The following is a 23,908-nucleotide window of genomic DNA, read 5'->3' as shown; positions in this document are numbered from 1 at the left end:
GAGATCACGGGTGATATACGAGCCGAGACGGGACTCTCGGGCATGAGACGGCGGGCTGGAACGAGTCTGTATGCCGGACTGCTGTTTGTCGTTCTCGGAGGCGTCGCGTGGGTGACCGGACAGCCGTTCATCTTCCCGAGTCTCGGCCCCTCGGCGTTCGTGCTCGCCTTCGAGCGGCGCAGCGAACGGACGCGAGCCACCCGCATCGTCGGAAGCCATCTCATCGGCGGCGTCGCCGGACTCCTCGCCTGGTCGCTGCTGGCGGGGAATGTCTCAATCACCGCCACGCTCACGCCAGCCTCCCCCGAGGGGTTCCGACTCGCAGCGAGCGCGACGGTTTCGATCATGCTGACGAGTTGGGCGATGATCGGAACCGACCTGATCCACCCACCGGCCTGTGCGACGACGCTCATCGTCTCGCTCGGACTGCTTTCGACCCCCGTTCAAGTCGGCATCATCGTCGTCAGCGTCGTCGTCCTGACCGCGTTTCACGCGGGAGGGTTGCTCGCATTCGAGCGGCTTTTCGGGCGGTCACATCCACTCTCTGGTTGAACACTGACTGTCGTGAGTCAGTCACAGCGAGAGACCTGCAGGTCGAAGGTCCCATCGCGGATCGAGATCCGAACGGAGTCGAGACGGAGCGAGTATCTGCTGACGTTGTTGCCCGTCGTTTTGACCTCGGTGTGCTCTTCGAGCAATCCCGCCTCGGTGAGCGCATCGACCTTTCGATAGGTCGTCGACAGCGAGAGGTCACAGGTTTCGGAGATCTCCCGGGCTGACTGTGGACGCTCGACAGTTGCTTCGAGGATGGTGCGGGCGTCCGAGTCGTTGAGCGCGTCGAGCAGCGAATCTATCCGTTTCCGGTCGGCGCTATCGGCTCCACGTACTGCCTGTCCCGTTCCCTTCGTCCCCCGTCGGGCAGTCGGATGTATGTCGCTCATCAGTTTCGGTCCACCTGCTACGACGTTTCGCCCAGATTGGTGTGAGGATTTGGCCGAATACGTTCGCCCCGTCGCTGGTGTTCGGAGCGAGTTTTATGTCTGTCGCGCCCGACAGTACAGATGATGTCAGCACCCGAAACTGGAGACACTGCACCCACGTTCACAGCGACAGTCGGAACGAGCGACCACGAACCGTTCGACCTCGACGATGTACTCGGGGACGGACCCGTCGTCCTCGCCTTCTTCCCCGGCGCGTTCACGCCGCCCTGTACGAACGAGATGATAGCGTTGCAGGAGCGACTCGACGAATTCGAGTCGGCTGGAGCGACCGTTCTTGGCGTGAGCGCCGACTCGCCGTTCTCACAGGGCGCGTTCTGTAACGAACACGGTATCGAGTTCGACCTCGTCAGCGACATGAGCGGCGAGGTGATTCGAACCTACGGCGTTGAGTTGGATATTGCCGACCTTGGTCTTCACGGGACCGCCAACCGCAGCGTCTTCGTGCTCGACGACGAGGGAACGGTCGTCTACCGGTGGATCGCAGACGACCCGACGAACGAACCCGATTACGACGAACTGATCGACGCAGTCGAGAACGCCTGAGAGCGGGACGTATCAGTCCGAATCGCCTGTTCTGCACTGCGCGCTATCCGTTCGAGGGATCGATCTTCTCGACCGAATCGCCGACAGAAAGTTGTTTTCCTCTGTCGCGTTCTGGAACGCGCGCGATGAGCATCACCGTGTAGTGGTGGTCGAACGCATCGTCGTCGGCCCAGTCGGGGAACGTCTCGCGACGTTTCTGAACGAACCGCTCCCGGAACTCGGGAATTGGTTCTCCTGTATCCGGGTCTCGTTCGGGCACGACACACCGACCGCACGGGGTGACACCCTCGAATCTGATCCCACCAGCCTCGAAGGCTGGCGCGTTCTCACCGACGAATCGGTCCTCCCAGAAGGCCGGAACGCCCGATACTTCGATGTTGGCCCGAAGGCGACGACGAGCGCTCTCTGCGGACAACCCGTCGAACCAGGATGCGACAGTTTCGATCGTCGCGGTGCTGATAACCGACGGCCCCATATCGCGCCGGTCGACGTAGCCGAGTGACTGGTCGCGTTCGAACGAGAGGTCGACGCCGAAGAAGTCAGCGAACCACGCCTCGGCGCGGTCACGCTCTGCCGGTTCGTCCAGCGAAAACTGGTGACTACGACCATCGGGCGTCGCGACACTCAGAAGGGCTGAGTCGGATTCGAACTCGGTCGACAATTCGTGGACGCGCGCGCTCCATCTCCCGTTGATGATCTCCCTTTCGCTGTCGAACAGCGCGAACTCCCTGTCGTGAGCCAGCGTCCCGCCCGCCAGTATCTCGGCCGCTTCGAGGTCGATTCCGTCGAGTCCTTTCACCGGAAAGACGCTGATTCGGTCGATGGTGGCCATCTGTGCCCTGTTTGTACCCGGCTCATAATGAAACCGGTCGCTCGTCCAGATGAGTGCTCCGTTCGAGACACACCGCTGTCACTCATTCCATATAACTGTCACGACGGGATCCTCGTCGAACGTCTCGTAGCGATACCCGCGCTCATCGAGTTGCGGATAGAGGTGCTGAGGTCGCCGATCGTTCAGCTGCACGAGAACGACCGAATCGTCCAACTCGGCGAGTCGCTCCAGCGTGTTCTTGAGCGGCTGTGGCGGCGGCAGTTCGCGCGCATCCAGCATCTCGTGAGGGCGCTCGCTCGGGGCCTCCGTTCTGTCGAGATAGGATTCAGCCTCCATACGCGAGCGTAGCTTCTCCGAAAGCAATCAGTTGCCCCGAACATATTCCCCTAACTCGTAACTTCGGGTCGCAGGCGAATATCTCCGGGGTCAGGCGTACATGCTGGTATCCCGTACTGAGAGCCATGCCCAGTTTCCCGTCGCCGTTCGGATCGGACGACGACGATTCGCTGTTCGACAGCTACGACGAGTTCGTCCCCGAACACATCCCCGAATCTGATCAGTTCCTTGATGCGCACGACGTGCTTGCCGACGAGGCCCACCTCGCTGTGCACCGGTTGACCCGCGAACTCTTCGAGGAGCGGACAGTCTACGACATGACCTTCAACTACAACCTGGCGCGGCTGAATCTCGACACCCGCCACACGAATGCTGGCTACCGATACGCCAGAGAGGCGGACAACCCCTCCGTGTTGCGGGCCGAGTTTACGCCGACGACACCGTTCTGTCCACAGACACACACTCTGACCAGCGGGTCTTTCCGCGCCTGGAACGGGCTGTCCGACCGCCACGAGTACGATATCGTTCGCGTTCGGGCGGCACCGATGCACCACCAGAGTGACGCGATAAACGAACAACTCGAAGCACTCGAACAGGCCTACAGAGAGACGGGCGAGGTGAGCGACGAGGCGCCATCTGACATCGGGTCGAATCTGATGGAGCGGTCGATGCGGGAGGAGGGAACCAGCCGCGGTTCGAGCGAAGCGCCATTCTGACTGGATAACCTGACCAGCACGTCTCGCAGACCGGTCACTCAGTTTCGAGCGTTCGACCGCAGTCGGGACACTCCTCGTCGACGATAGTCACCTGCATGTCACACTCCGGGCAGTACTCCCGGTAGCAGGATCGGTCTCCCATACGCTCTGTTGCCGCGGTATCCACAAAAGGGTAGTGCCGGGGGGAACCACTCTAAGGGACATCAGCCCGGAGAAGACGAACAGTTTCGGGGTAATATATGTCCGGGCGCTCGGCCAACTGCGAGTATGAGCCTCGACCGGCCCGACGCCGACAACACGCTGGACGTCCGAGAGATAGACGGTGAACCGTTCGACGACATCATGGGTGCGCTCGCTGATCTCTCCCCCGACGAATCGCTGTTGTTGCTGAACAGCTTCGAACCGGAACCGCTCTATCGGGTCATCGAACAGCGCGGCTTCGAGTACGAAACCACCAACCCCGAACCGGACCTCTGGTGTGTCACGATCACACATGAATGAGGGCTGTGTGTCTGTCTCGGAGCCCCGAATCGATTCGGACCGAGTTCAGCGAGCACTCCATCAGCGGGCTGACACGATCACAGAGAGCGAACTCGAAACAGCTCTCTCGAAACTGGAAGCGCGTGGCGAACTGACACCCGAACGGCGGGAAGTTCTCCGGACGCTCGCAACCAGACTCGCAAGACGGATTACTGCGGCCCCAGCGGCGAGCGTCGAACGGCGACAATCTGCCGATGCGGAGCGGACCCAGGCCGTAGCTCGGCTCTTTGATCTCGATGTCGGAGCACGTGACTGATCGGAACGGTTTTTCTGTCGGATCGACAACCACGGGCAGGGCGTGTGGCCTAGCGGATAGGGCGAGGGGTTCCTAACCCCTCGATCGCGGGTTCGAATCCCGCCACGCCCGTGGCTTGTCGCGAGCAACTGCGAGCGACAGCCACGGCACGGGATTCGAATCAGGGAGGTCGCGCGCAGCGAAGCGAGCACGTCCGACCGTGGTTCGAATCCCGCCACGCCCGTCCACTTTTTACTGCGTCGGGTGGCCTCGCTTCGCTCGGCCACCGCTCTCTGCTCACGGGCCGTAGGCCCGTTCGCATGGTTCGAGGGAACGGAGTTCCCTCGCAACTTGTAAAAACATGGGGAAAAACCCCCTACTGGCTCCCTACGGTCGCCAGCAGTAAAACGGCTCGCTTCGCTCGCCGTATGCTTGCGTTTGCGAACTTCCCCGCGCCCGTGCAGCGAACAGAGTGAGCGAACACAGTATCCCGATTTTCCGGCCTCAGGCTGTCTGCCGCCGCTACGTCTCGGTCGTGACCTCGAACCGCGCGCCGCCGGTGTCACTCTCCGTCACCGAAACTGCCCACCCGTGCGCCTCGGCGATACTCTGTACGATGCTCAGTCCGAGTCCGGTTCCCTCCGCTGCCGTCGTGTGGCCGTACTCGAATACGTCGGCGCGCTCCTCTTCGGGGATTCCCGGGCCGTCGTCGGCCACATAGAATCCACGATGTTCCGTGAGCGGCCCGACCGAGAGCGTTACCTCGGGGCCGCCGTGCATGACCGCGTTGCGAAAGAGGTTCTCCAGCAGCGCCCGCAGGCGCTCGTCGTCTGCCTTCACCAGTGGGGGATCTGCGGTCTGCAGTGTCGCCGTGTCGGGTGCACCAACCGTCGCCCAGGCCAGATCCACAGCCTCGTTGAGGTCGACAGGTTCGGTTTCGCCTGCGACTTTCCCCTGCTTGGCGAGCATCAGGACGTCCTCGATGAGTGTCTCCATTCGACCGTGTACTTCGAGGAGTTCGTCCAATTTCTCACTGTCACAGTCACGCTGTGCGAGTCGAACCTTCGCCTGTGCAGTGTTCAGCGGGTCGCGCAGGTCGTGTGAGATCACACTGGCGAACCGTTCCAGTTGCTCTATTTGTCGTTCGAGTTGCCGCTGGTACTCCTCGCGACCCGTGACGTCGCGGAAGATCCCGATCCGTTCGGTCGCGTCACCGAGTTCTTCGACGACATCCACGTTGAGTTCGGTCACGTACGTGTCGCCCTCCGACGACTTGATCGTAACTGTGTTCTCTGTCTCGGTCGAGTCCGTACTGGCCGCATCGGTGACGCGAAGCAGGAGTCGCTCGACTGACTCCACCGCAGTCACGTCGATGTCGGTGACGTGTGTGCCAAGTACAGCACTGCGGTCGATATCGAACAGCCGAGCGAACGCGTCGTTGACCTCTGTGATGATCCCGTCGTCCGTGACGACGACAATTGGGTCGGGCGTGGACTCGAACAGCGTCTGGAACCGCTCTTCAGTAAATTCCTGTTCGCGTTTGAGTTCCAGCGACAGTTCACGGCGCTGCAGCAGATTCGACACCCGATTTGTGAGTTTCGCCCGCGCGATTGGTGTGTCGATGACTTCGTCGACGTGCTCCCAGACGCTTTCGGCCGCCCTGTCCGGTGACCGACCGCCCAGTAACAGCAGATAGGGCAGAAACACCGGCGACGCCCGTTCCTTTTTCTCGACCAGCGTCTCTCGATGACTACGAAAGGCGGGGCCATCGACGATACAGAGGTCGAACTCGGTTTTGAGGAACGAGTCAGCGCTGTGTACACCGTCGACGACCTCGTAATCCCCGTCGAGGGCGTCAGCCAATAGCTGACGATTCTGCTGGTCCTCGAGCAGTAGTTGAATTGCCTCCATACGCTACTCGGCCGTCACCCCCTTGTGGAGAACTGCACCGACTCCCGCGCGTCCGCTACCCTCGGCCATGGAACGTCGTTGCCGCCGGAACCATTTGGTGGTGGCGGTATCGTCAGAAGAGTTGACACTCTCGCGTGCTGGCCAGACTGACCGTGTGTGCTTCCACCGTGCTACTCGGGTGTGGCGTCTTCGTCTGACAATCCAGACAGCATCTTCTCGAACAGTTCGTCGTCCATCTCAGCTAGCTGTTCCGTCGTGTGTCCGTCGAGTTCCGCGCTTCGCTCCTGGAGTGTCTCGTACTCGTCGCTTTTAATGAGTTCCCGGTCGGTTTTCTCGGCTTCGAGTGCGGCCTTCTTCTGGGCGACTGCAAACAGTTCCTTCGTCCGGTCGTCGTACGACGAGAGCGTGACCAACTCACCGACGACGTCTCTGATCGCCTCGTCGTCGACGGGCTTTGTCAGATACGCATCGAAGTTCATCTCCGTGATATCGAATCCGGGGTCAACGGCAGTGACCATCGCCACGCGCACATCGAGGCCACGCGCTCGAATGGCTTCGAGCACCTCGTGTCCCGACAGGCCAGGCATCCGGCGGTCGAGCAAGACGACGTCGACCGTCTCGTCGATCTGTTCGAGCGCCTGTTCGCCGCTGTACGCCTTCCACACCTCGTATTCGTCGTCCAGTGCGAGCCCGTAGATCTCCACAACATCCTCCTCGTCGTCGACGATGAGAACCCGTGAAGGGTTGTCCGCCATCACCTGTGTCAGTTTGGGTGAAGGCTACTAGTCTTTTGTGCTCGGATACACGCCAGACTGGCGTACAATTACGTAGAATCGGCGTGTTCCGGCTCTGCAACGTACGATTCGGGCTCGCCCTGTCGCAATCGCAGAACAATTCTGGTTCCGTCCTCGCCCGCTCGCTGTTCTCGATAGATTTCGCCGCCGTAGGACTCGACGATCCACCGAATCAGCCAGAGTCCGAGGCCACTCCCGTGGCTCAGTTGGGTGATCTCTTCCTCGCCCGTTACGATCTGCCATTCGTCGTCCGGGATACCGGGACCGTTGTCGTGGAAGGACAGCTCGACCCACCCGTCCTGGTCGACGTCACGCGCACTGATCGCAAGCCGCGGGCGTGCTCTCTCGTTGTGTTCTATCGCATTTTCGACGAGTTCCTCGCAGGCTCGCTTGATGTTCTCGTTGGCCACGAGCCACAGTTCATCGGGAAGATCAGTGACGAAGTCCGCGTCGGGATAGGCTGTCTGCTTTTCAGCGGTGAGCTCGCGGAGGTGGGCTGTGGCGTCGACGACGCCGGTTTCGCTCGCCCGCCTGCCGAGTACGCGTTCGATCTCCTTTGCCTTCTCGCTGAGTGTTGCGACCTCTCTTGCGTTGTTCTCCAGTGTCGCCGCGTACTCTGCGAGTTCCTCGTCTTCGATGTTCTCCGCGAGCCGTTTGGCCAGCGCCATCACGACGTTCATGTCGTTGCGGAGGTTGTGTCGTAACACGCGGTTGAGGACCTGCAGATACCGCTCGCGTTCCTTTTGCTCAGTGATGTCCGTGTACACCGCGAACCCGTAGGAGTCCTCCTCCCGTGTGTACTCGAACCCACGAAGGAGAAAGTCACGGCGACCGTCGGGCGTCTCTCGCTTTACGCCCGCACTCGTTTCCTCTCCTCCTAATGCACGTTCGTCGAGTGTCGTCGCAGACTCGCGCTCGCCTCCCGGAACAATGAGGTCGTTCAGGTTCGCGCCCTGCACGCCGTCGCGCCCGTACCCGAACGTCTCGACGAATGCGGGGTTGACGTACTGCACGATCGGATCCCTGTCGACGAATTTGACTTCGACGACCGGGTCGGGGAGGTTCTCGAACAGCTCCTGAAACCGCTCGCGCTCGGTGACGAGTGTACTGCGGGTCTTCGCGAGTTCGCTGATGTCCGTGACGACCCCTGCAATCGCCGCCACGGTACTGCTTTCCTCGATTGGTGAGAGTTCGAGTTCCACCGGACGCGTCTCGCCGCCCCCTGTGCGCACGCCGACCTCGACGGTGCAACTCTCGTGGGGGACACTGATCGCGTCCTCGAAGGCCGTCTCCACCACGTCGCTATCCCCGTCGACGACGATATCGGTCAGTTGTGTGCCAGCAAGTTCGTCAGCCTCCCGCCCAAGATACGCTGCGAGCGGGTCGGTGACGTGTGCGAACTGTCCGTGTTCGTCGAGCAGAAAGACCTTCACGTCGACCCGGTCGATGATACGCTGGAGGTAGCGCATTTCGGTTTCCTGTTCGAGGCGGTCGAAGGCGTTGGCCGCGGAGGTGGTCAGGAGGTTGATGAGCGCGACGTCCTCGGTTCTGAAGGCGTCGGTGTCGGTGGCACCCACACCCAGCACGCCGTAGTGCGCAATCGGGAAGAACATCGCAGAGTCGATCGAGTCGTAGTCGTGGTCGGTCGCGGTAGACAGGTCGTCGATAACCGTCGGTTCGCCCGACTGGAACGTCTCTCCAGCCACGCTCTCCTCGTCGTCGTACGTCGGTGGATCGGTGACGCGCTCCGCCGCCGCAGCCGAGAGGCGGGACGGCGGCAAGGTTCCAGACTCGGGGTCGTGGAGACGGACGGAACTGATCTCGTAGCCGAAGACCGTCTCTATCCCGTCGGTGATCGCCGCGACGAGTTCGTCGCGGTCGCTGGCGCGAATAAATGCCTGCGTGGCGTCGAGCAGGTCGTTGAGCGTCTGCTCGTGTTCTTTCCGTTCTGTGATGTCCTGTGCTGCACCGCGGATGGTCACCACCCCGCCGTCGTCGACGATAGGGACACCCTGGACGCGGAGCCATCGAACGTCGCCCGACCGTCGATAGCGCGCCTCCACGTCGAAGGGTTCTCTCGATTCCACCGCTGACTCGACGGCACGTTCGACGATCGGCCGGTCCTCGTCGAGGTAGATGTCGAGCGCGTCGTCGAGCGATGGCTCCTCGTCGTCCTCGCCCAGCAGATCGAAGAGATTGTCGCTCCAGAAGACCTCCATCGTGTCGATATCGATCTCCCAGCCGCCGACGTCGGCAATATGCTCCGTCTGTTCGAGCAGGTCCTGCAACCGACGGAGTTCCCGCTGGCGCTCCTTGCGCTCAGTGATGTCGGTAAAGTACACCGACAGACCGTCTTCGTCGGGGTGGGCCCGCACCTCGAACCAGACGTCGAGCGGTTCGTAGTGCTCCTCGAACGTTATCGTGTTCTGTGTCTCGAGCGCCTCGTGGTATCGTTCGTAGAACGGTGTCCCGACAGCGTCGGGGATCTCCTCCCACAGATGCCGCCCCAGCAACTCCTCGTCATCGTAGTCAGCCCCCATCGTCTGTCGCAGGATATTGGCCCCTGTCCCGTTGACGTAGGTGATCTGCCACTCGTCGTCGACCGCAAAGAAGCCGTCGTCGATACGTTCGATAGTCTGCTCGAACCGGTCGCGTGCCGCTTCGATCTCTCGCCGATACTCACGCTGTTCGAGGTCCCGTCGGAGCCACTGTGCCATCAGGTCGACAAGCGTCCGTTCCTCGCTCGAAAACGCCACATCCCGTGGGTGTTCGTCAGCGAAGCACAACGTCCCGTACGGCTCGCCGTCGACGACGATTTCTGCCCCGAGATAACAGCCCAGACCGTACTTCTCGAAGGCGGGATCACCTGCCATCTCGTCGGCTGCGGTCTGGATCGCGAGCGGACTCTCCGTCTCCACGTCGATCGTTCGACGGCAGTACGTCTCTGCGAGATCGCTTTCGTTGCCGGACTGGATCAGCGGGTGGTCACCCCGCGCTTCGACGATCTCGAAGTAGTCGGTGTCGGCGTCGATGCGGGCGAGAAACGCGATGTCCAGGTCGAAGCGGTCGGTGCCGAAGTCGAGAAGGTGCTGTATCTGCTCTGTGAGTGTAAGGTCGGGGTTCGACGTGATCTCGTGAAGTCGCCTGAGCGTCTCCCGCTCCTCCCGTGCTTCCTGCTCGCTGTCTCTGCGTTCGGTGATGTCGTAGCCTGCGATGACGCATCCGCTGGTGGTATCCTCGTCACGAACCGGTTCGAACTGCAGGTCGAGATGTCGCCGCTCGACCGTCTCGCCTCCGAGTTCGACTTCGAGGCGGGCCGTCTCCCTGGCGGTCGCACGCTCGACTGCGCTCCGAACACGCTCGGCCGCAGCGTCGTCTTCTTCCCACCACGGGCCCTCCCAGACGGCCACGCCCTCGATGTCAGACTGCGTGGAATCGACGTATTCGAGCGCCGTCTGATTCGTTCGCACGACCCGTCCACTCGCATCGAGGACGACCACGAACGACGCCGGGTGGTTGAAGACGGCTTCGAGTTGCTGTTCGCGGTCGCGGAGCAGTCGTTCGTTCTCCTTGCGCTCTGTGATGTCCCGGACGAACGCGAGCACGCGGTCGATCCCACTCAGTGTGACAGGCCTGTGGCTAACCTCCATCCATCGCTCGTCACCGGTGGCTGTCTGTACGAGCCACTCGACAGTCTGGCCCCCATCCTCGGCGGCCTGTGTCACCAACTGTCTGGCACGGTCTTCGGTGTACTCCTGTATCTCGGGGGCGATATCACCGAGCATCAGTTCGTCCTCGGTCGGATCGTAGCCGAGTATCTCGTAGAACCGGCGATTTGCTTCGAGAATATCGCCCGTATCCGGGTCGTGAACGACGATTCCGTCGTTTGCCTGGTCGAAAATCTGCTCGTACGTTCCCAGTTCGCGTGCCTGTGAGACGATGGCCCTGATCCGGTTGACGACAATTCCGCTGTGGAGGGCACCGTCCGAGACTGGCAACACGTCGGTTGCGGCGCTATCGAGCGCGCCATCGGCGTGTGTAGTCTCGGTCGCGAGGAGAATCGGCAGGTCGGGATGTGCTTCACGAAGCGCAGTCAGTATCTCGACGCCATCGATCGCTGGCGGGTCGTGTTGGCAGATAACACAATCGACGTGTTTCTCGGATAACACTGACCAAGCGGTCTCGAGATCAGAGACGGACTCGATAGCAAGCGGATCCCTCTCCTTGACTGTGAGTTGTGACGCGAGAGAGACCGTCTCACCGACAGATTGCTCGATTATGAGCACGCGAATCGCTAGTTCGGCAGAACTGGTCCCGACCATCGTTTGCCAGTATCTTTGAGAGTGAATAAGCGTTCTGGGATTACGGAACGACTATCCACCACGTATTTTCATTTACTCAGATAGTTAAATGCCTTTTGAATCATCTAAAATGTGTCATGTGCCAAGGATAATTCTCCTACGGAAATAGAATATATCTTAACGATGGACACGCCTGTATACGCACATGCCGAATTGTCCGAAGTGCGGCGAGACCATCGGTTCAGACGACAGTTTCTGTAGTTATTGTGGGACCGATCTCAGTCAGGTTGAAATCGAGGAACAGACAGCACCACAGTCACCGCCGCCAGCGGTATCGCCACAGGACCAGCGTTCGGGGGAACAACAGTCAGAGCAATCATATCAAGAGCCACGGCGACAGCAATCGACAACGTCACAGAGTGGACCGGCGAGTCAGAGCCGACGGACGCTGCTGCAGGCTGGGGTCGCAGTCCTCGGCATCGGTGGCGTCGCCTACGCGCTTCAGAGTGACGACATCACGGTGCCGGTACTCGAAGACGAGGAAAGCCCGGCAGACAACACCACGTCCGGAGGGGACGGGACCGTTACCCCGCAGAGCACGCCCGACGATGATGGCGGATCCGACGACTCAGGGGGTGGCGAAACTGGCCCGTACGGTGGCTGGCTGAGCGGTGCTACCAACTACGAGGAGGGAACCCACGACTTCCGCGGGTTCGACGAGGTGGTCGTCACCGTCAGTCCAGGGGAACAACTCGCCTTTGAGCCGACCGCGATTCTCGTCGATCCGGGGACGAAAGTACGCTGGCGATGGACGGGCAGTGGTGGCGCTCACTCGGTCACACACCAACCCTCACGGGGAGCAGAACTGTTCGACAGCCCGCTGTACGATCAGCAGGGTGTCCATTTCGAGTACACCTTCGAAGAACGGGGGTTGTTCAGATATTACTGTACCCCGCACGAGCAGACCGGGATGAAAGGCGTCGTCGCTGTTGGACAGACGGAGGACACACTGGTCGAACCCGAGCGAGAACCCACTCCGGAATCTACTCCGGATAGCGACGAAACATATCCGAGTCAGGCGGTCAGGCTGTTTGTGCCGAGCACGACAGAACGACTGCAACTGTTAAGCGAGATCGCCGCAGATCATCTCGGGGTCGAGGTCCAACTGGAAGAACTCGGTCGCGGGGAGATGCTGGACGCGCTCGACAGTTCCGACCCAGACGGGTACACGATCGGCATGCACAGTGCGTCCATGATGCAGGAATACGGCACGGAAGCGCTTCTAGATGTCGCTCGCCCGGTTGGACAGTTCATCGGCGTTCCAGCTTCACTCACGGTCGCACCGGGCTACGCCCAGACTGTCGAAGAATTTATCCAGCGAATCGAGAACGAATCGGGGCAAGCGGTCACGGTTCTCCAGCCGGAAATATTTCAGACATCGATCATCACTGCACGGGTACTACGAGAGTATATCGGCTCTGACGCGTCCTTCGAGATCGTCCCCAGTGACCCACAGGCGGCGTTCCGGCGCGTCCTCGAGGAGGATGGGATCCTTGCCACGACGGCAGAGCCGATCTGGGCACCGCCCCAGCTGTTGGAAGAACTGAACTTGCTCGCTGTGTTCGGGGAGAACCGTCTCATCTGGCGGGAGGGCGTCCCGACGTTCCAGGAGGCGACCGGCAGCACGCTCCCACCGATGGAATTCTGGGAGGGTGTCATCGCACCACGGGAAACGCCCTCCGGGCGGATCGACCGCCTCGCTGTCGCTATCGAGCGCGCGGCGAACCATCCAGAGTTCCAACAGCACATGCGAGACCGTCGCCTGCAACCGATGTATCGTGGCCCCGATGATTTCAGGCAGTTCCTCGACGAGCAGGGCATCCTGTACAACGAATACGGCAACCTCTGACGTCAGCGGACTACTGCTCGACGGGGGTTTTGATGATCGTGATCGGCTTTTCAGACATATTGACGACCCGGTCTGCCACGCTGCCCAGCAGCCGTCGATACTCGCCCGGCCGGTGTTTCGAGCCGATCACGGTCAGGTCGATATCGGCGTCGTCCATGTAGTGGAGAATTTCTGTGTGAGGAATGCCGTGACGGATCTCTGATTCCGTCGGGACACCGGCCGACTGGGCGTCTGCGACGATCTCTTCGACCGCCTCCTGTCCTGCCTGTTCGAGTGCCGATTCGAGGCCCTCGAACTCGTGGACGTACTCGTCACCGGGGTAGGAACTGTACGCATCAGCGTCGACGACATAGAGCACGTGAAGCGTCGCATCGTACCGCTGTGCGGCATCGATCGCGTGTTCGGTCGCTTGGTTGACGCCGCGACTCATGTCCGTCGGAAGGAGCAATCGGTCGTACATCGTCGCGATAGTTCGAGCGGTACCCACTAAAGTCATCGTTCACATTCTCACCTGCCAATTTCGAAACGTTCAAGCAAGCGATCCCCTACTGTGTATCAGAATCGATGGCCGAACCGATCGAGGTCGTCCACGTCGACGACGACGAAAACTACAGGGCCCTCGTCTCGGAGCAACTCCAGCGGGTCGCAGAGAACATGACTGTCAGGTCAGTTGGGACCGGGTCAAATTCTCTCGATCTGTTGTCCGAGGAGTCGGTCGACTGTATCCTCGCGGATTATCGGCTCCCGAAGATGAACGGGCTCGAACTGCTCTCTGCGGTCCGCGAGCGCCACTCTGAGATACCCTATATCCTCTACACTGGGAAGGGATCCGAAGAGGTTGCCAGCGATGCGATCGCGGCTGGCGTCTCGGATTACGTGACCAAATCCATGACCACTGAGAGCTGGGAACTGCTCGCCCAGCGGATCGAGAACGCTGTCGAGGAACGCCGAGCGAAAGACCGGGCGCAGAAGTCCACACGAATCGCCGACCTCGTTCGCTCGATCCAGTCTGAACTCGTTCATGTGACCGACATCGAATCGATCGACTCGGCAATCTGCGAGACGCTGGTCGACGCCGAGCCGTACGTACTCGCCTGGATCGCTGACTACGACGCGGACACTGACCAGGTCGAAATCCGTGATTGGTGTGGCGTCGGCGCAGGATATCTCGATGTGATCGAAGTATCGGCCGACGAAAGTGAGAGCGGACAGGGACCGACGGGGACGACGATCCGTACCCGTTCGGTGACGGTCACACAGGACATTCAAACAGACCCGTCGTACGAGCCGTGGCGTCAGGCAGCACTCGAACGTGGTTTTCAGTCGAGCGCGGCAGTGCCGCTCATCTACGACGGGACGCTCTACGGCGTGTTGAACCTCTATGCGGACCGATCGGAGGCCTTCGAGTCTGAGGAGCAGAAACTCCTCTCGGAACTCGGAGCGACGATCGGTGCGGCGTACCATCGCATCCGGATACAGGAGCGATACCGCGTCCAGTATCAGCAACTGTTCCAGCAAGCGCCCGACGGGATCATCCTGCACGACTTGCACGGCGATATCCTCGACGTGAACAGAGCGATCTGTGAGAGTCTGGGGTACACCCACGAGGAACTCTGCTCGATGAACGTCTCTGACGTCGAAACCGGGATCGAGATGGAACGGCTGGGGCAGGCATGGCAGAAGTTAGACCCCGGTGAGACGATGAAAATCGAGGGGCGACACGAACGGCAGGACGGCTCGACGTTCCCGGTCGAAGTGTGGGTGAACAAGGTCGAGGTGAGCGGGGAGGTCCGCGGACTCTCGCTGACGAGAAACATCACTGATAGGAAAGCGCGCCAGCAGGAACTCCGAGAGTTGAAAGAGCGTCTCGAACTCGCTATTGAGGTGGCGAACCTCGGTGTGTGGGACTGGGATGTCGAGCAGGACAGGATCGAATACAACGACCAGCTAGCCAAGATGTTCGGCTACGAGTCGACTGCGCTGAGCATCGACGAGATGGAGGCTCGCGTCCACCCAGAGGAGCGCGAGGCAGTCAAGGAGACACTCAGCCAGCACCTCGACGGAGAAACGGCGTACTTCGACGAGGAGTATCGGATGCGAACGGCGGACGGCGACTACAAGTGGGTCAGAAACATCGGGCGAGTCATCAAGCGCGACGAGTCACGGTCCGCGCTTCGAGCCGTCGGTGTGTATCTCGACATCGACGAACAGAAACACGCGGAACTGGCGCTCGAACGTGAGCGGGACAACCTCGACGTACTCAATCAGATCGTCCGCCACGACATCCGCAACTATCTCCAGATCGTCTCGCTGTATGCGGAGTCGCTCGCAGACCACGTCGACGAGGAGGGTCAGGACGAACTGGAGCGCGTGCAGTCGAGCGCGCAGCGAGCGACCGAGATCACACAGACAGCGGGCGACGTTGCGGAGGTGATGTTGCAGGCCGAGACGGACCCGGAACCGCTCAGGTTCAACTCGGTGCTAGAGCGGGATGTCGCGGAGGTGCGGTCGGCCTACGGGAACGCTATCATCGACATCGAGGGGTCGATCCCGGCAGTCGAGGTGTATGCCGACGACATGCTGGAGTCGGTGTTCAGAAATCTTCTGACGAACGCCATCGAACACAACGATAGCGACACGCCCGTGGTGACTGTCTCGGTCGATGTCACCGACGACTTTGCCACGATCCGGATCGCAGACAACGGCCCGGGGGTCCCCGACGAGCGGAAATCGGAGATCTTCGAGAAGGGTGAAAAGGCCCTCCAGAGTTCCGGCACCGGGCTTGGGTTGTATCTCGTCCAGACCCTCGTCGACCGCTACGAGGGGAACATCTGGGTCGAGGACAACCGGGGCAAACAGTCGGCGGCCGACGAGTCGACCGGGGCCGTCTTCTGCGTCCAGTTGCCCCTCGCAGAGTGATCTGTGTGTACGTCCTCAGATGTCAGACAGTCGTGACCAGAGATGAGACAGTAATGACTAGAAATCGGACAACTGTGACTGGATGCCAGCGACGAGTTCTGATTTCCGCCGGAGTTGCGCTAGACTGACCGGTAGTTCCGGTGCGAGTTCGGCAATCGCGTCGTGGAACGTCTCCGCGACAGCCGGGTCGTTCTCGAAGGCGTGGCGGATCCCCTCCCGGATCTGCCAGACGCCGACGGGTGCCCAGTAGGCGTCACTCGCGTGGCGGATGACGAGTGCGATCCCCTGTCGGTCGTTCGCTGCGAGTTCTTCGAGCACCGCGAGACGGGAGGCGTGGTACGCGCCCGCAGTCTCCTCGACGTAGCCCGTTCGGCCGTCGTAGCCCTCGCTGTCGGCGGCGAGATAGTACTCGCCCCCTTCGTCTGGGTTCCAGATACTGCCCGGCGCTTTGAGTTCGACGAGTTCGTACTCCCAGTTGCCGGGAGCGACGATCACCCAGTAATCGTTACCGACGTAGTGGTTGTACCACACCTGTACCTCCGTGACCGATGGCGCGTTGCGGATCTGTCCGCGGAGATACTGGCCGACAGTGTCGTCGACTGCGGTGATCGACCAGCGAGTCGGGACGAAGCGGCGATTGTGCCCCTCGCCGAGTGCGCCAGCCGAGAGGATAGTGTTGATGTCGTAAACGTCGAACCCGCGCCGGTAGAGGTACGTCATCGCGCCCTCGGCGCGCCAGTCGTCATCTTCGAGTGTCTTCTCGACGGCGCGCGGAACGGAGGGATTTTCAGCAAGTCGCGCGTCGGTTGCCCGAGCGCGCGGCCCGGTTGGCGTCGCAATATCGTCCACCGAGAGGTCGATATCCGGGGTCCCATCGAGTCCAACCTCCACGTCGACGGGCCGGTCGGCGATGGCGACTTCGCGCTGGACGCCGACAAAGCCGTCCCACACGTCCTCGACGTTGACCTGCGTCGACCGCGTCGAGTTCAGAAGTCCGGTGCGGCGCTTGAGCACGTCGTCGATGTCCAGTCCGTGCTGGTACCATTGCTCGCTCGTGGCGAAGGACTCGGGGTCTTTCTCCCGGTCCATCGGCGAGAGCAGTCCAGTCGAGACGTCAGGGTAGTTCGAGCGTCCGACGAATATCTCGGGCGCGGTCGAGCCATACAGAGAGTCACCCTGCACGACCTCCTCGAACTGGCGCTCGACTTCGTCGAGGTGGTCGGTGATGGCGTAGGACTTCTCGCGCGCGAGGCGGCGTCGCTCGGCGGCCTCGTCGCGGGAAAAGCCCTCGATGAACTCGTCGAGACGCATTCAGTTTCGGTACGGTATCGGTCGATAAGAATCTGACCCCAGCACACGAAACAGAGAACGGTTCGGTCGTCACAGCCGCCGGGTGCGCGGCCGCGTTCGAGAACAGCCTTCAGCTATGGATACCCATCGCTTCGATCTGTTCCTGATACCGGTTACGGATGGTCACTTCGGTCACCTGTGCGACGTCTGCGACCTCGCGCTGGGTCTTTTTCTCGTTGCAGAGCAGTGAGGCGGCATAGATCGCGGCTGCAGCGTATCCCGTCGGCGACTTTCCAGATAACAGTCCTTCCTCCGCGGTCGTCTCGATGATCTCGTTTGCCTTGGTCTGGACCTCTTCTGAGAGTTCGAGTTCGGAGCAAAAGCGGGGAACGTACTTCTTCGGATCGACCGGTTCCATCTCCAGGCCGAGTTCCTGTGAGATATACCGATAGGTGCGGCCGATCTCCTTGCGTTCGACGCGTGATACCTCCGATATCTCTTCGAGACTGCGCGGGATCCCCTCCTTGCGACAGGCGGCATACAGTGCGCTCGTCGCGACACCCTCGATCGAGCGGCCACGGATGAGGTCGTCATCCAGCGCTCGCCGATAGATGACAGAGGCGACCTCCCGGACGGAACGTGGTACACCGAGCGCCGAGGCCATCCGGTCGATTTCAGAGAGTGCAAACTGCAGATTCCGCTCGCCCGCGTCCTTCGTCCGGATCCGCTCTTGCCACTTTCGCAGTCGGTGCATCTGACTGCGCTTTTTCGAGGATATCGACCGTCCGTACGCGTCCTTGTCCTTCCAGTCGATGGTGGTCGTCAACCCCTTGTCGTGCATCGTCTGCGTGGTTGGCGCTCCCACGCGCGATTTCTCCTGGCGCTCCTGATGATTGAACGCCCGCCACTCCGGACCGGGATCGATGTTCCCCTCCTCGACGACGAGGCCGCAGTCGTCGCAGATGAGTTCACCGCGGTCGGAGCTTTTGATGAGATTCGACGACCCACACTCGGAACATTCACGCACCTCCTCTGATTCCTGTTGTTCAGTTTCACTTTCAGACTCGCGCTCGCGCTCCCGCTGGCGGCTGGACCGTGTCATCGCATTTTTATAGTAGTATCGTGGCGGCCCTTAAACCCTTGCCACGTATCTGTCGTCTCGTACTGGTCAGGGTTCCTCGATAAGCCCGACGAAAGCCGGAAAACAGCATCTCCACCGAACACCGTAAATCGCAAACCGTAAAAGGGATCGGGAGCGGATATGGGCCAATGCCGGTCATCGAGTGTGACCCAGCGACCGCCCGGGAGCGTCTGGAAGCCGCGGGGATACCGGTCGAACCGGGAAACACCGATCACGAACTGTGGCGCGCGAGCGCCGAGGGTGGAACCGCTGTCGCCTACGAAAACAAGGTCGTCATTCAGGGGTCGGACACGACCACGATGGAGGCGGCGCTCCGGGACGCTGACGGGCGCGCACATCTCTACGTCGACGGCGCGTCTCGTGGCAATCCGGGGCCAGCGGCTATTGGCTGGGTCATCGTCACCGGGGATGGTGGGATTTTCGCCGAGGGGAACAAGCGGATCGGAACGACGACGAACAACCGCGCGGAGTACGAGGCGCTCGTCCAGGGCCTGTCGCTCGCGGCCGAGTACGGCTTCGACCGGATCGAGGTACGGAGCGACTCGGAACTGGTCGTGCGACAGGTCACCGGCGAGTGGTCGGTCAACGACCCGGACCTGCGCGAATACCGGGTTCGTGTCCGGGAGTTGCTGGCGGAGTTCGATGACTGGTCGCTCTCTCACGTACCGCGAGAGATAAACGAACGGGCAGACGAACTTGCAAACGAGGCGTTCGAGGATGGCTGACGATTCACCGATACCAGACGGCGACGCAGACGACACGGACAGCGACGAGACCGACTCGGAGCTACCAGCAGAGGTGATCGAGCGTGCGGTTCGACTCACCCGGCTGGCGCGCGAGGCTGTCGACGACAACGAGGCTGAGGCGTACCGCCAGTCGCGGGCCGAACTGCTCGCTGACCACGAGTTCACTGCCCGCGTGCGGTCTGAGGACAACGATGTGCTCGTTCTGTATCCCGTCGACTGGGTCGAGGATGACGTCGTAGTCCCCGAGCGAATCGACGACATCGACCGCGGCGTCGAACGGCCGCTCGAAGGGCCGGGTGACGCTGACGACTGGGCGACTGTCGACGACCACAATCAGTCGATCGTGGCGACCGTTCAGTCGGAGTGTCGGTCCGTACACGGAGCGAACGCACAGGCGCTCGCTGACTTCATGAGCAACCATTACGCGAAACCCATCGAGGACGCCACCAGCGAGGAACTCCGGGAGTTTCTGGACGAATACTTCCCACGAAACGCCTGGCCGACGGACAAACAGCGCCGACTCGTCGAGGCGTCACTCGAACACGTCTACGAGCGGACCGACGTGGAATTACCGCTCGATTGAGGATTCTGGTCGTACGGTCTTGCGTTATCTGTCCGAGTGCATCGGCTGTTGCTCTCGGGTGACGACGTCAAAAAATGTGTCTCGGTACGTCCGTTAGGCCTTACCGCGCCTGCTCGACGAGTTCTTCGATGTCGCTGGCGCGCTCTTCGTTGGTGATGATGCTGTCGAACACCCATTCGAGCTGGCTCAGAATTGCGTCGTAGCCGTCGTCGGTCAGGGCGTACTCGTTTGTTCGCTTGTCGAGTTCGCTCTTTTCGACCAGTCCCATCTCGACGAGGTCGTCCAGGTTCGGGTACAGCCGACCGTGGTTTACTTCCGAGTTGTAGTAGGTTTCGAGTTCGCGCTTGATCGCGAGCCCGTATCGGGCCTCCTCGGCCAGAATCGTGAGGATGTTCTGCTGGAACGCTGTGAGTTCACGCGCGATACCGGGGCTGTCAGTAACTGCTTGTGCCTCTGACATGCTTAGATGAATGTCATTTGCACACTTAATTGTTTGGAAACAGAATCCCTGTTGTCAGGTGTGTATCGCAATACGGCAGATGGATATACCTGAGTCTGTCGAAGCAGGTGATAGGTAGTCCCTGCTACAGGTCGTGCCGAACCGGTGCCTCTGACCACTTCTATCGGACTAGACCGAAAGTAGTTTTTGGTCGCTTATTGTTGATGATACTGATGGTAAATCTCTGGGAAGACCTCGAGACGGGACCGAACCCACCCGAGGAGATATACGCAGTTGTTGAGTGTCTGAAAGGCGAGCGAAACAAGTACGAGTACGACAAGGACCTGCCCGGCGTCGTGCTCGACCGCGTCCTGCACAGCAACGTTCACTACCCCTCGGACTACGGCTTCATCCCACAGTCGTACTACGACGACGAGGACCCCTTCGACGTACTCGTGCTGGTCGAAGACCAGACGTTCCCGGGGTGTGTCATCGAGGCACGACCGGTCGCACTGATGAAGATGGACGACGACGGCGAGCAGGACGACAAGGTCATCGCCGTTCCCTCTGAGGACCCACGTTACGACCACATTCAGGATGTCGAAGACATCGCCCAGCAGGAGAAAGACGAGATCAGCGAGTTCTTCGAGACGTACAAGAACCTCGAAGCGGGCAAGGAAACCGAGACCCTCGGCTGGGAGGACAAAGAAGCCGCACAGGACGCAATCGAACACTCACAGGACCTGTACGAGGAACACTTCGGCTGACGTCGTCCCACGTCCGATTTTTCGCACTCACAGCAGAGCGCTGAGTGGCGACTCTCGACTCAGATCCCACCCGGCCTGTATTCGTTCCAGTAATAACGGCAACTGTTGCCGATGTATTATGAGCATGGGTAATTACTTGTGTGTCGCGGCACTACCTGTAGCCGTGATGGCAGCAAGTACTCAGCCAGTCGGTCTGGACCATCCGACGGTCGTTCCGGAGAACTTCGAGCGCGAGGACGCGGATTCCGACGCTGATGACACCGCCCCCGTGGAGTGACGAACAATCGGGCATATTTGCTCATTTCGGACACGGAAGCGGCCAGTACCGGAAAAGAACCTTCTTGTAGGATAGACCAGTAGCCTGAGACATGGGCCTGTTCGATCGGATCCGTGGTGACGACGGACCGCGGGTGGCATTCATCGGTATCGACGGCGTGCCGTACAGTCTGCTCGCCGACCACTTCGACGAGTTCGAGAACTTCGAGGCGATAGCACGCGAGGGGACTGCTGGCCCGATCGACAGCATCGTCCCGCCGGAGTCGAGTGCCTGCTGGCCGTCGCTGACGACCGGCGTCAACCCTGGCGAGACGGGCGTCTACGGATTTCAGGACCGCGAAGTCGGCTCCTACGACACTTACGTCCCGATGGGCAACGACGTGCAGGCGACACGGCTCTGGAGCCGTGTCACGGAGGCAGGCCGGAACGCGACGGTGATGAACGTCCCCGTCACTTTCCCGCCGGACAGGGACATCCAGCGGATGGTCTCGGGCTTTCTCTCGCCGGGGGTCGACAAGGCCGCCTACCCCGACGAACTCAGAGAATACCTGGAAGCGAACGACTACCGGATCGACGTGAATGCGAAACTCGGTCACAAGGACGACAAGACGGAGTTCATCGAAGACGCCCACGAGACGCTCGACAGGCGCTTCGAGGCGTTCTCGCACTACATCGGCGAGGACGACTGGGACCTGTTTTTCGGCGTGTTCATGACGACCGACCGGGTCAATCACTTCCTCTTCGAGGACTACGAACGTGACGGCGAGTACTACGACGAATTTCTGGACTTCTACCGCAAACTCGACGACTACATCGGGCGACTGCGCGACCAACTCGACGACGACGTGACGCTCGTGATCGCATCCGACCACGGGTTCACCACGCTTGACTACGAGGTGCATCTCAACGCCTGGCTACAGGAGGAAGGCTGGCTCTCCTACGACACTGACGACCCCGACGAACTCGGTGATATCTCAGAGGGAACGCGCGCATACTCGCTGATCCCCGGTCGACTGTACCTCAATCTGGAGGGCAGAGAACCGGACGGTGCCGTCCCCGAAGACGAGTACGAGAGCGTCCGTGCCGAACTCAAAACCGAGATCGAATCGCTCACTGGGCCGGAGGGTCGCGAAGTCGTCGACCGCGTCGAGACCAGAGAGAACGCCTTCCGCGGCGACCACACCGATATCGCGCCGGATCTCGTCATCATCCCGAACCACGGGTTCGACCTCAAGGCTGGCTTCACCGGCGACGACGAGGTGTTCGGCACGGGTCCGCGAAACGGGATGCACAGCTTCGATAACGCCTGTCTGTTCATCGACGACGACGATGCGAGCGTAAAAGACGTGGACCTGTACGACATCGCGCCGACCGTTCTCTCGCTTTTGGAGATGGACTACGACCGAACCGACTTCGACGGCGCGTCGCTCGTTCGGTGATACTGTCGGCTGTCCGTGCGGGCACCGGATCGCAAAGTAGTTTCGAGATGGGACAGCCGACAGTATGAGTCCCCTCAGAACAGGTCGTCGAGTTCGTCGTTGCCGAACGTTTCCACGGGGTCGCGTTCTTCCTGTTCCTGCTGGGCTTCTCGTGCGCGGTCCAGAAACTCCTGGACGCGCTGTGAGCGCTCGACGCCGCCGAGCAGGACGAGCGCGGCGAGTCGGTCGCTTTCGAGCGGGAAGTCCCCGCCGCGCACCTGGAGCGACCCGGTTTCCTCCTCGATCCAGCTACGTGCGCGTTCGACGCCTTTGCGCGCGATGTGGTCCGGTTCGCCAGCGATCACCAGCAGCGCCGCCTCAGCGTCAACCGCATTCGGGAGGCTCATCCCCGTGAGCAGGGCCTTGCGCGTCAGGCTGGTGATCGTGTTGATATTGTCACTCGCGTCGGGCGATGCCTCGGCGCTCGCGTAGCCGAGACAGGCGATCCCACCGCCCTGTAGCGTGTTGATTATCTCTGAGGAGTCGACGACGCTCTCTCCGACGCCTTCGACGACTTCACCCGAGGCGAGGAGGAGACCGACGCGCTGAGAGATCTGTTCGTTGATGTGGGCGAACCCTTCACTGACGGTTTCGTCGTTCTGTCGCCACGCGTCGTTGTCAACGAGGATTGCCGCATCGGATTCGCGTGCGACCGTCTTCAGCGACCGTCCGGCGTTTGCCTGGTAGATCGATCCCTCGTCGCGACCGGGGAGGATTCCGAGGACGTACACCGGAACTTCGTAGACGCGGCGGAGTTCCTTCGCGAGCGCTGGCGCGCCGCCTGAGCCAGTTCCGCCACCAAGCCCACCGACGATCATGACTGCTTCCGCCTCGGTCGTGATGCGGCCATCGAGCGCATCCATGACCTCTGTGGCCTCACTCTGCATAATCTCCGCGCCGAGTTCGTTGTCGCCGCCGACGCCGTGGCCCTTGACGCGGTCCTGGCCGATGAGCATCGTCTCGAGTTCGAGTTGTTTGAGGTCTTGCTGTGCCGTGTTGACCGCAAAGGCCCCCTGTACCGCCCCGAAGCCCATCTCCGAATCGAATCTGACGAGTTCCTCCGTCACCTTCCCGCCTGCTTGTCCGACACCAATCAGGACGACCTTCATGTTTTCTACTGTCGACGCACCGGCTAATTAACGTTTGGCTCA

General features: G+C 60.8%; 22 protein-coding genes and 1 tRNA gene. 12 read left to right on the top strand and 11 right to left on the bottom strand.

Features of this window, described 5'->3' with window-relative positions:
• Positions 1 to 42: 42 nt before the first annotated feature.
• On the top strand, positions 43 to 552 hold the full coding sequence (locus ACMGFL_RS07545) for an HPP family protein (protein WP_436934922.1): 510 nt from the start codon (positions 43 to 45) through the stop codon (positions 550 to 552).
• A 17-nt stretch (positions 553 to 569) separates the two neighbouring features.
• Here the strand turns inward: ACMGFL_RS07545 and ACMGFL_RS07540 are convergent, their stop codons facing one another.
• Positions 570 to 941 (bottom strand): ArsR/SmtB family transcription factor, encoded by a 372-nt coding sequence (locus ACMGFL_RS07540; protein WP_436934921.1) that lies wholly within the window; start codon positions 939 to 941, stop codon positions 570 to 572.
• 123 nt (positions 942 to 1,064) lie between these two features.
• Between ACMGFL_RS07540 and ACMGFL_RS07535 the strand changes: the two genes are divergently transcribed.
• Positions 1,065 to 1,544: a redoxin domain-containing protein gene (locus tag ACMGFL_RS07535; RefSeq protein WP_436934920.1), complete on the top strand. Its 480-nt coding sequence runs from the start codon at positions 1,065 to 1,067 to the stop codon at positions 1,542 to 1,544.
• A gap of 43 nt (positions 1,545 to 1,587) precedes the next feature.
• Here the strand turns inward: ACMGFL_RS07535 and ACMGFL_RS07530 are convergent, their stop codons facing one another.
• Entirely contained in the window at positions 1,588 to 2,376 is a 789-nt protein-coding gene (locus tag ACMGFL_RS07530; RefSeq protein ID WP_436934919.1) for an MOSC domain-containing protein, read from the bottom strand.
• 78 nt (positions 2,377 to 2,454) lie between these two features.
• The gene (locus ACMGFL_RS07525) at positions 2,455 to 2,712 is read right to left on the bottom strand and encodes a DUF2249 domain-containing protein (protein WP_436934918.1); all 258 of its coding nucleotides are present in this window, start codon (positions 2,710 to 2,712) and stop codon (positions 2,455 to 2,457) included.
• A 125-nt stretch (positions 2,713 to 2,837) separates the two neighbouring features.
• Between ACMGFL_RS07525 and ACMGFL_RS07520 the strand changes: the two genes are divergently transcribed.
• The 4 genes from ACMGFL_RS07520 to ACMGFL_RS07505 all read left to right on the top strand — a co-directional run bounded on the left by ACMGFL_RS07520 (position 2,838) and on the right by ACMGFL_RS07505 (position 4,335).
• On the top strand, positions 2,838 to 3,428 hold the full coding sequence (locus ACMGFL_RS07520; RefSeq protein ID WP_436934917.1) for a DUF7998 family protein: 591 nt from the start codon (positions 2,838 to 2,840) through the stop codon (positions 3,426 to 3,428).
• 267 nt (positions 3,429 to 3,695) lie between these two features.
• Positions 3,696 to 3,929 (top strand): DUF2249 domain-containing protein, encoded by a 234-nt coding sequence (locus ACMGFL_RS07515; protein ID WP_436934916.1) that lies wholly within the window; start codon positions 3,696 to 3,698, stop codon positions 3,927 to 3,929.
• A complete protein-coding gene (locus ACMGFL_RS07510; protein WP_436934915.1) occupies positions 3,922 to 4,224 on the top strand; it encodes a glutamyl-tRNA reductase in 303 nt (100 codons plus the stop codon). The genes ACMGFL_RS07515 and ACMGFL_RS07510 overlap by 8 nt, the downstream gene beginning before the upstream one ends.
• Positions 4,225 to 4,262: 38 nt before the next feature.
• Positions 4,263 to 4,335: transfer RNA gene (locus ACMGFL_RS07505), tRNA-Arg, on the top strand.
• A gap of 390 nt (positions 4,336 to 4,725) precedes the next feature.
• On the opposite strand, the gene ACMGFL_RS07500 is transcribed toward ACMGFL_RS07505, so the two are convergent.
• The 3 genes from ACMGFL_RS07500 to ACMGFL_RS07490 all read right to left on the bottom strand — a co-directional run bounded on the left by ACMGFL_RS07500 (position 4,726) and on the right by ACMGFL_RS07490 (position 11,230).
• Positions 4,726 to 6,114, bottom strand: a complete 1,389-nt coding sequence (locus ACMGFL_RS07500) for a two-component system sensor histidine kinase NtrB (RefSeq protein ID WP_436934914.1) — start codon at positions 6,112 to 6,114, stop codon at positions 4,726 to 4,728.
• Between the two features lie 170 nt (positions 6,115 to 6,284).
• Positions 6,285 to 6,869: a response regulator gene (locus ACMGFL_RS07495; RefSeq protein WP_436934913.1), complete on the bottom strand. Its 585-nt coding sequence runs from the start codon at positions 6,867 to 6,869 to the stop codon at positions 6,285 to 6,287.
• 68 nt (positions 6,870 to 6,937) lie between these two features.
• A complete protein-coding gene (locus tag ACMGFL_RS07490) occupies positions 6,938 to 11,230 on the bottom strand; it encodes a PAS domain S-box protein (protein WP_436934912.1) in 4,293 nt (1,430 codons plus the stop codon).
• A gap of 184 nt (positions 11,231 to 11,414) precedes the next feature.
• Here ACMGFL_RS07490 and ACMGFL_RS07485 point away from each other — a divergent pair, with 184 nt between their 5' ends.
• Positions 11,415 to 13,118 (top strand): halocyanin domain-containing protein, encoded by a 1,704-nt coding sequence (locus ACMGFL_RS07485; RefSeq protein WP_436934911.1) that lies wholly within the window; start codon positions 11,415 to 11,417, stop codon positions 13,116 to 13,118.
• A gap of 10 nt (positions 13,119 to 13,128) precedes the next feature.
• Here the strand turns inward: ACMGFL_RS07485 and ACMGFL_RS07480 are convergent, their stop codons facing one another.
• Complete coding sequence (locus ACMGFL_RS07480) at positions 13,129 to 13,578, bottom strand: universal stress protein (protein WP_436936429.1); 450 nt, start codon at positions 13,576 to 13,578, stop codon at positions 13,129 to 13,131.
• Between the two features lie 104 nt (positions 13,579 to 13,682).
• On the opposite strand from ACMGFL_RS07480, the gene ACMGFL_RS07475 reads away from it, so the two are divergent.
• On the top strand, positions 13,683 to 16,037 hold the full coding sequence (locus ACMGFL_RS07475; RefSeq protein ID WP_436934910.1) for a PAS domain S-box protein: 2,355 nt from the start codon (positions 13,683 to 13,685) through the stop codon (positions 16,035 to 16,037).
• 57 nt (positions 16,038 to 16,094) lie between these two features.
• Here ACMGFL_RS07475 and nreA read toward each other — a convergent pair whose 3' ends face one another.
• A complete protein-coding gene (gene nreA, locus ACMGFL_RS07470; RefSeq protein ID WP_436934909.1) occupies positions 16,095 to 17,348 on the bottom strand; it encodes a DNA repair protein NreA in 1,254 nt (417 codons plus the stop codon).
• Positions 17,349 to 17,457: 109 nt separating this feature from the next.
• A complete protein-coding gene (locus ACMGFL_RS07465) occupies positions 17,458 to 18,429 on the bottom strand; it encodes a transcription initiation factor IIB (RefSeq protein ID WP_436934908.1) in 972 nt (323 codons plus the stop codon).
• Between the two features lie 167 nt (positions 18,430 to 18,596).
• Here ACMGFL_RS07465 and rnhA point away from each other — a divergent pair, with 167 nt between their 5' ends.
• The gene (rnhA, locus tag ACMGFL_RS07460; protein WP_436934907.1) at positions 18,597 to 19,193 is read left to right on the top strand and encodes a ribonuclease HI; all 597 of its coding nucleotides are present in this window, start codon (positions 18,597 to 18,599) and stop codon (positions 19,191 to 19,193) included.
• On the top strand, positions 19,186 to 19,797 hold the full coding sequence (locus ACMGFL_RS07455; RefSeq protein WP_436934906.1) for a DUF7108 family protein: 612 nt from the start codon (positions 19,186 to 19,188) through the stop codon (positions 19,795 to 19,797). The genes rnhA and ACMGFL_RS07455 overlap by 8 nt, the downstream gene beginning before the upstream one ends.
• A gap of 100 nt (positions 19,798 to 19,897) precedes the next feature.
• On the opposite strand, the gene ACMGFL_RS07450 is transcribed toward ACMGFL_RS07455, so the two are convergent.
• A complete protein-coding gene (locus tag ACMGFL_RS07450; RefSeq protein WP_436934905.1) occupies positions 19,898 to 20,257 on the bottom strand; it encodes a PadR family transcriptional regulator in 360 nt (119 codons plus the stop codon).
• 212 nt (positions 20,258 to 20,469) lie between these two features.
• Here ACMGFL_RS07450 and ACMGFL_RS07445 point away from each other — a divergent pair, with 212 nt between their 5' ends.
• Both ACMGFL_RS07445 and ACMGFL_RS07440 read left to right on the top strand, forming a co-directional pair.
• Positions 20,470 to 21,003 carry an inorganic diphosphatase gene (locus tag ACMGFL_RS07445; RefSeq protein ID WP_436934904.1) on the top strand — a complete coding sequence of 178 codons (534 nt, stop codon included), beginning with the start codon at positions 20,470 to 20,472 and terminating at the stop codon, positions 21,001 to 21,003.
• Between the two features lie 368 nt (positions 21,004 to 21,371).
• The gene (locus ACMGFL_RS07440) at positions 21,372 to 22,718 is read left to right on the top strand and encodes an alkaline phosphatase family protein (RefSeq protein ID WP_436934903.1); all 1,347 of its coding nucleotides are present in this window, start codon (positions 21,372 to 21,374) and stop codon (positions 22,716 to 22,718) included.
• Between the two features lie 74 nt (positions 22,719 to 22,792).
• Here ACMGFL_RS07440 and ACMGFL_RS07435 read toward each other — a convergent pair whose 3' ends face one another.
• On the bottom strand, positions 22,793 to 23,866 hold the full coding sequence (locus ACMGFL_RS07435) for a tubulin/FtsZ family protein (RefSeq protein WP_436934902.1): 1,074 nt from the start codon (positions 23,864 to 23,866) through the stop codon (positions 22,793 to 22,795).
• Between the last annotated feature and the right edge of the window lie 42 nt (positions 23,867 to 23,908).

This window comes from Halovenus marina (assembly GCF_051414115.1).
Taxonomy (GTDB): domain Archaea; phylum Halobacteriota; class Halobacteria; order Halobacteriales; family Haloarculaceae; genus Halovenus; species Halovenus marina.
This window is presented reverse-complemented; position numbering and strand designations above follow the sequence as displayed.

Coding starts and splice junctions, on each gene's coding strand:
- ACMGFL_RS07455 (WP_436934906.1), top strand. CDS start 19,186: ATGGCTGACGATTCACCGATACCAGACGGCGACGCAGACGACACGGAC.
- ACMGFL_RS07500 (WP_436934914.1), bottom strand. CDS start 6,114: ATGGAGGCAATTCAACTACTGCTCGAGGACCAGCAGAATCGTCAGCTA.
- ACMGFL_RS07515 (WP_436934916.1), top strand. CDS start 3,696: ATGAGCCTCGACCGGCCCGACGCCGACAACACGCTGGACGTCCGAGAG.
- ACMGFL_RS07490 (WP_436934912.1), bottom strand. CDS start 11,230: ATGGTCGGGACCAGTTCTGCCGAACTAGCGATTCGCGTGCTCATAATC.
- ACMGFL_RS07530 (WP_436934919.1), bottom strand. CDS start 2,376: ATGGCCACCATCGACCGAATCAGCGTCTTTCCGGTGAAAGGACTCGAC.
- ACMGFL_RS07535 (WP_436934920.1), top strand. CDS start 1,065: ATGTCAGCACCCGAAACTGGAGACACTGCACCCACGTTCACAGCGACA.
- ACMGFL_RS07510 (WP_436934915.1), top strand. CDS start 3,922: ATGAATGAGGGCTGTGTGTCTGTCTCGGAGCCCCGAATCGATTCGGAC.
- ACMGFL_RS07440 (WP_436934903.1), top strand. CDS start 21,372: ATGGGCCTGTTCGATCGGATCCGTGGTGACGACGGACCGCGGGTGGCA.
- ACMGFL_RS07540 (WP_436934921.1), bottom strand. CDS start 941: ATGAGCGACATACATCCGACTGCCCGACGGGGGACGAAGGGAACGGGA.
- ACMGFL_RS07435 (WP_436934902.1), bottom strand. CDS start 23,866: ATGAAGGTCGTCCTGATTGGTGTCGGACAAGCAGGCGGGAAGGTGACG.
- ACMGFL_RS07450 (WP_436934905.1), bottom strand. CDS start 20,257: ATGTCAGAGGCACAAGCAGTTACTGACAGCCCCGGTATCGCGCGTGAA.
- ACMGFL_RS07475 (WP_436934910.1), top strand. CDS start 13,683: ATGGCCGAACCGATCGAGGTCGTCCACGTCGACGACGACGAAAACTAC.
- nreA (WP_436934909.1), bottom strand. CDS start 17,348: ATGCGTCTCGACGAGTTCATCGAGGGCTTTTCCCGCGACGAGGCCGCC.
- ACMGFL_RS07445 (WP_436934904.1), top strand. CDS start 20,470: ATGGTAAATCTCTGGGAAGACCTCGAGACGGGACCGAACCCACCCGAG.
- ACMGFL_RS07485 (WP_436934911.1), top strand. CDS start 11,415: ATGCCGAATTGTCCGAAGTGCGGCGAGACCATCGGTTCAGACGACAGT.
- ACMGFL_RS07465 (WP_436934908.1), bottom strand. CDS start 18,429: ATGACACGGTCCAGCCGCCAGCGGGAGCGCGAGCGCGAGTCTGAAAGT.
- ACMGFL_RS07520 (WP_436934917.1), top strand. CDS start 2,838: ATGCCCAGTTTCCCGTCGCCGTTCGGATCGGACGACGACGATTCGCTG.
- ACMGFL_RS07545 (WP_436934922.1), top strand. CDS start 43: ATGAGACGGCGGGCTGGAACGAGTCTGTATGCCGGACTGCTGTTTGTC.
- ACMGFL_RS07525 (WP_436934918.1), bottom strand. CDS start 2,712: ATGGAGGCTGAATCCTATCTCGACAGAACGGAGGCCCCGAGCGAGCGC.
- rnhA (WP_436934907.1), top strand. CDS start 18,597: ATGCCGGTCATCGAGTGTGACCCAGCGACCGCCCGGGAGCGTCTGGAA.
- ACMGFL_RS07480 (WP_436936429.1), bottom strand. CDS start 13,578: ATGTACGACCGATTGCTCCTTCCGACGGACATGAGTCGCGGCGTCAAC.
- ACMGFL_RS07495 (WP_436934913.1), bottom strand. CDS start 6,869: ATGGCGGACAACCCTTCACGGGTTCTCATCGTCGACGACGAGGAGGAT.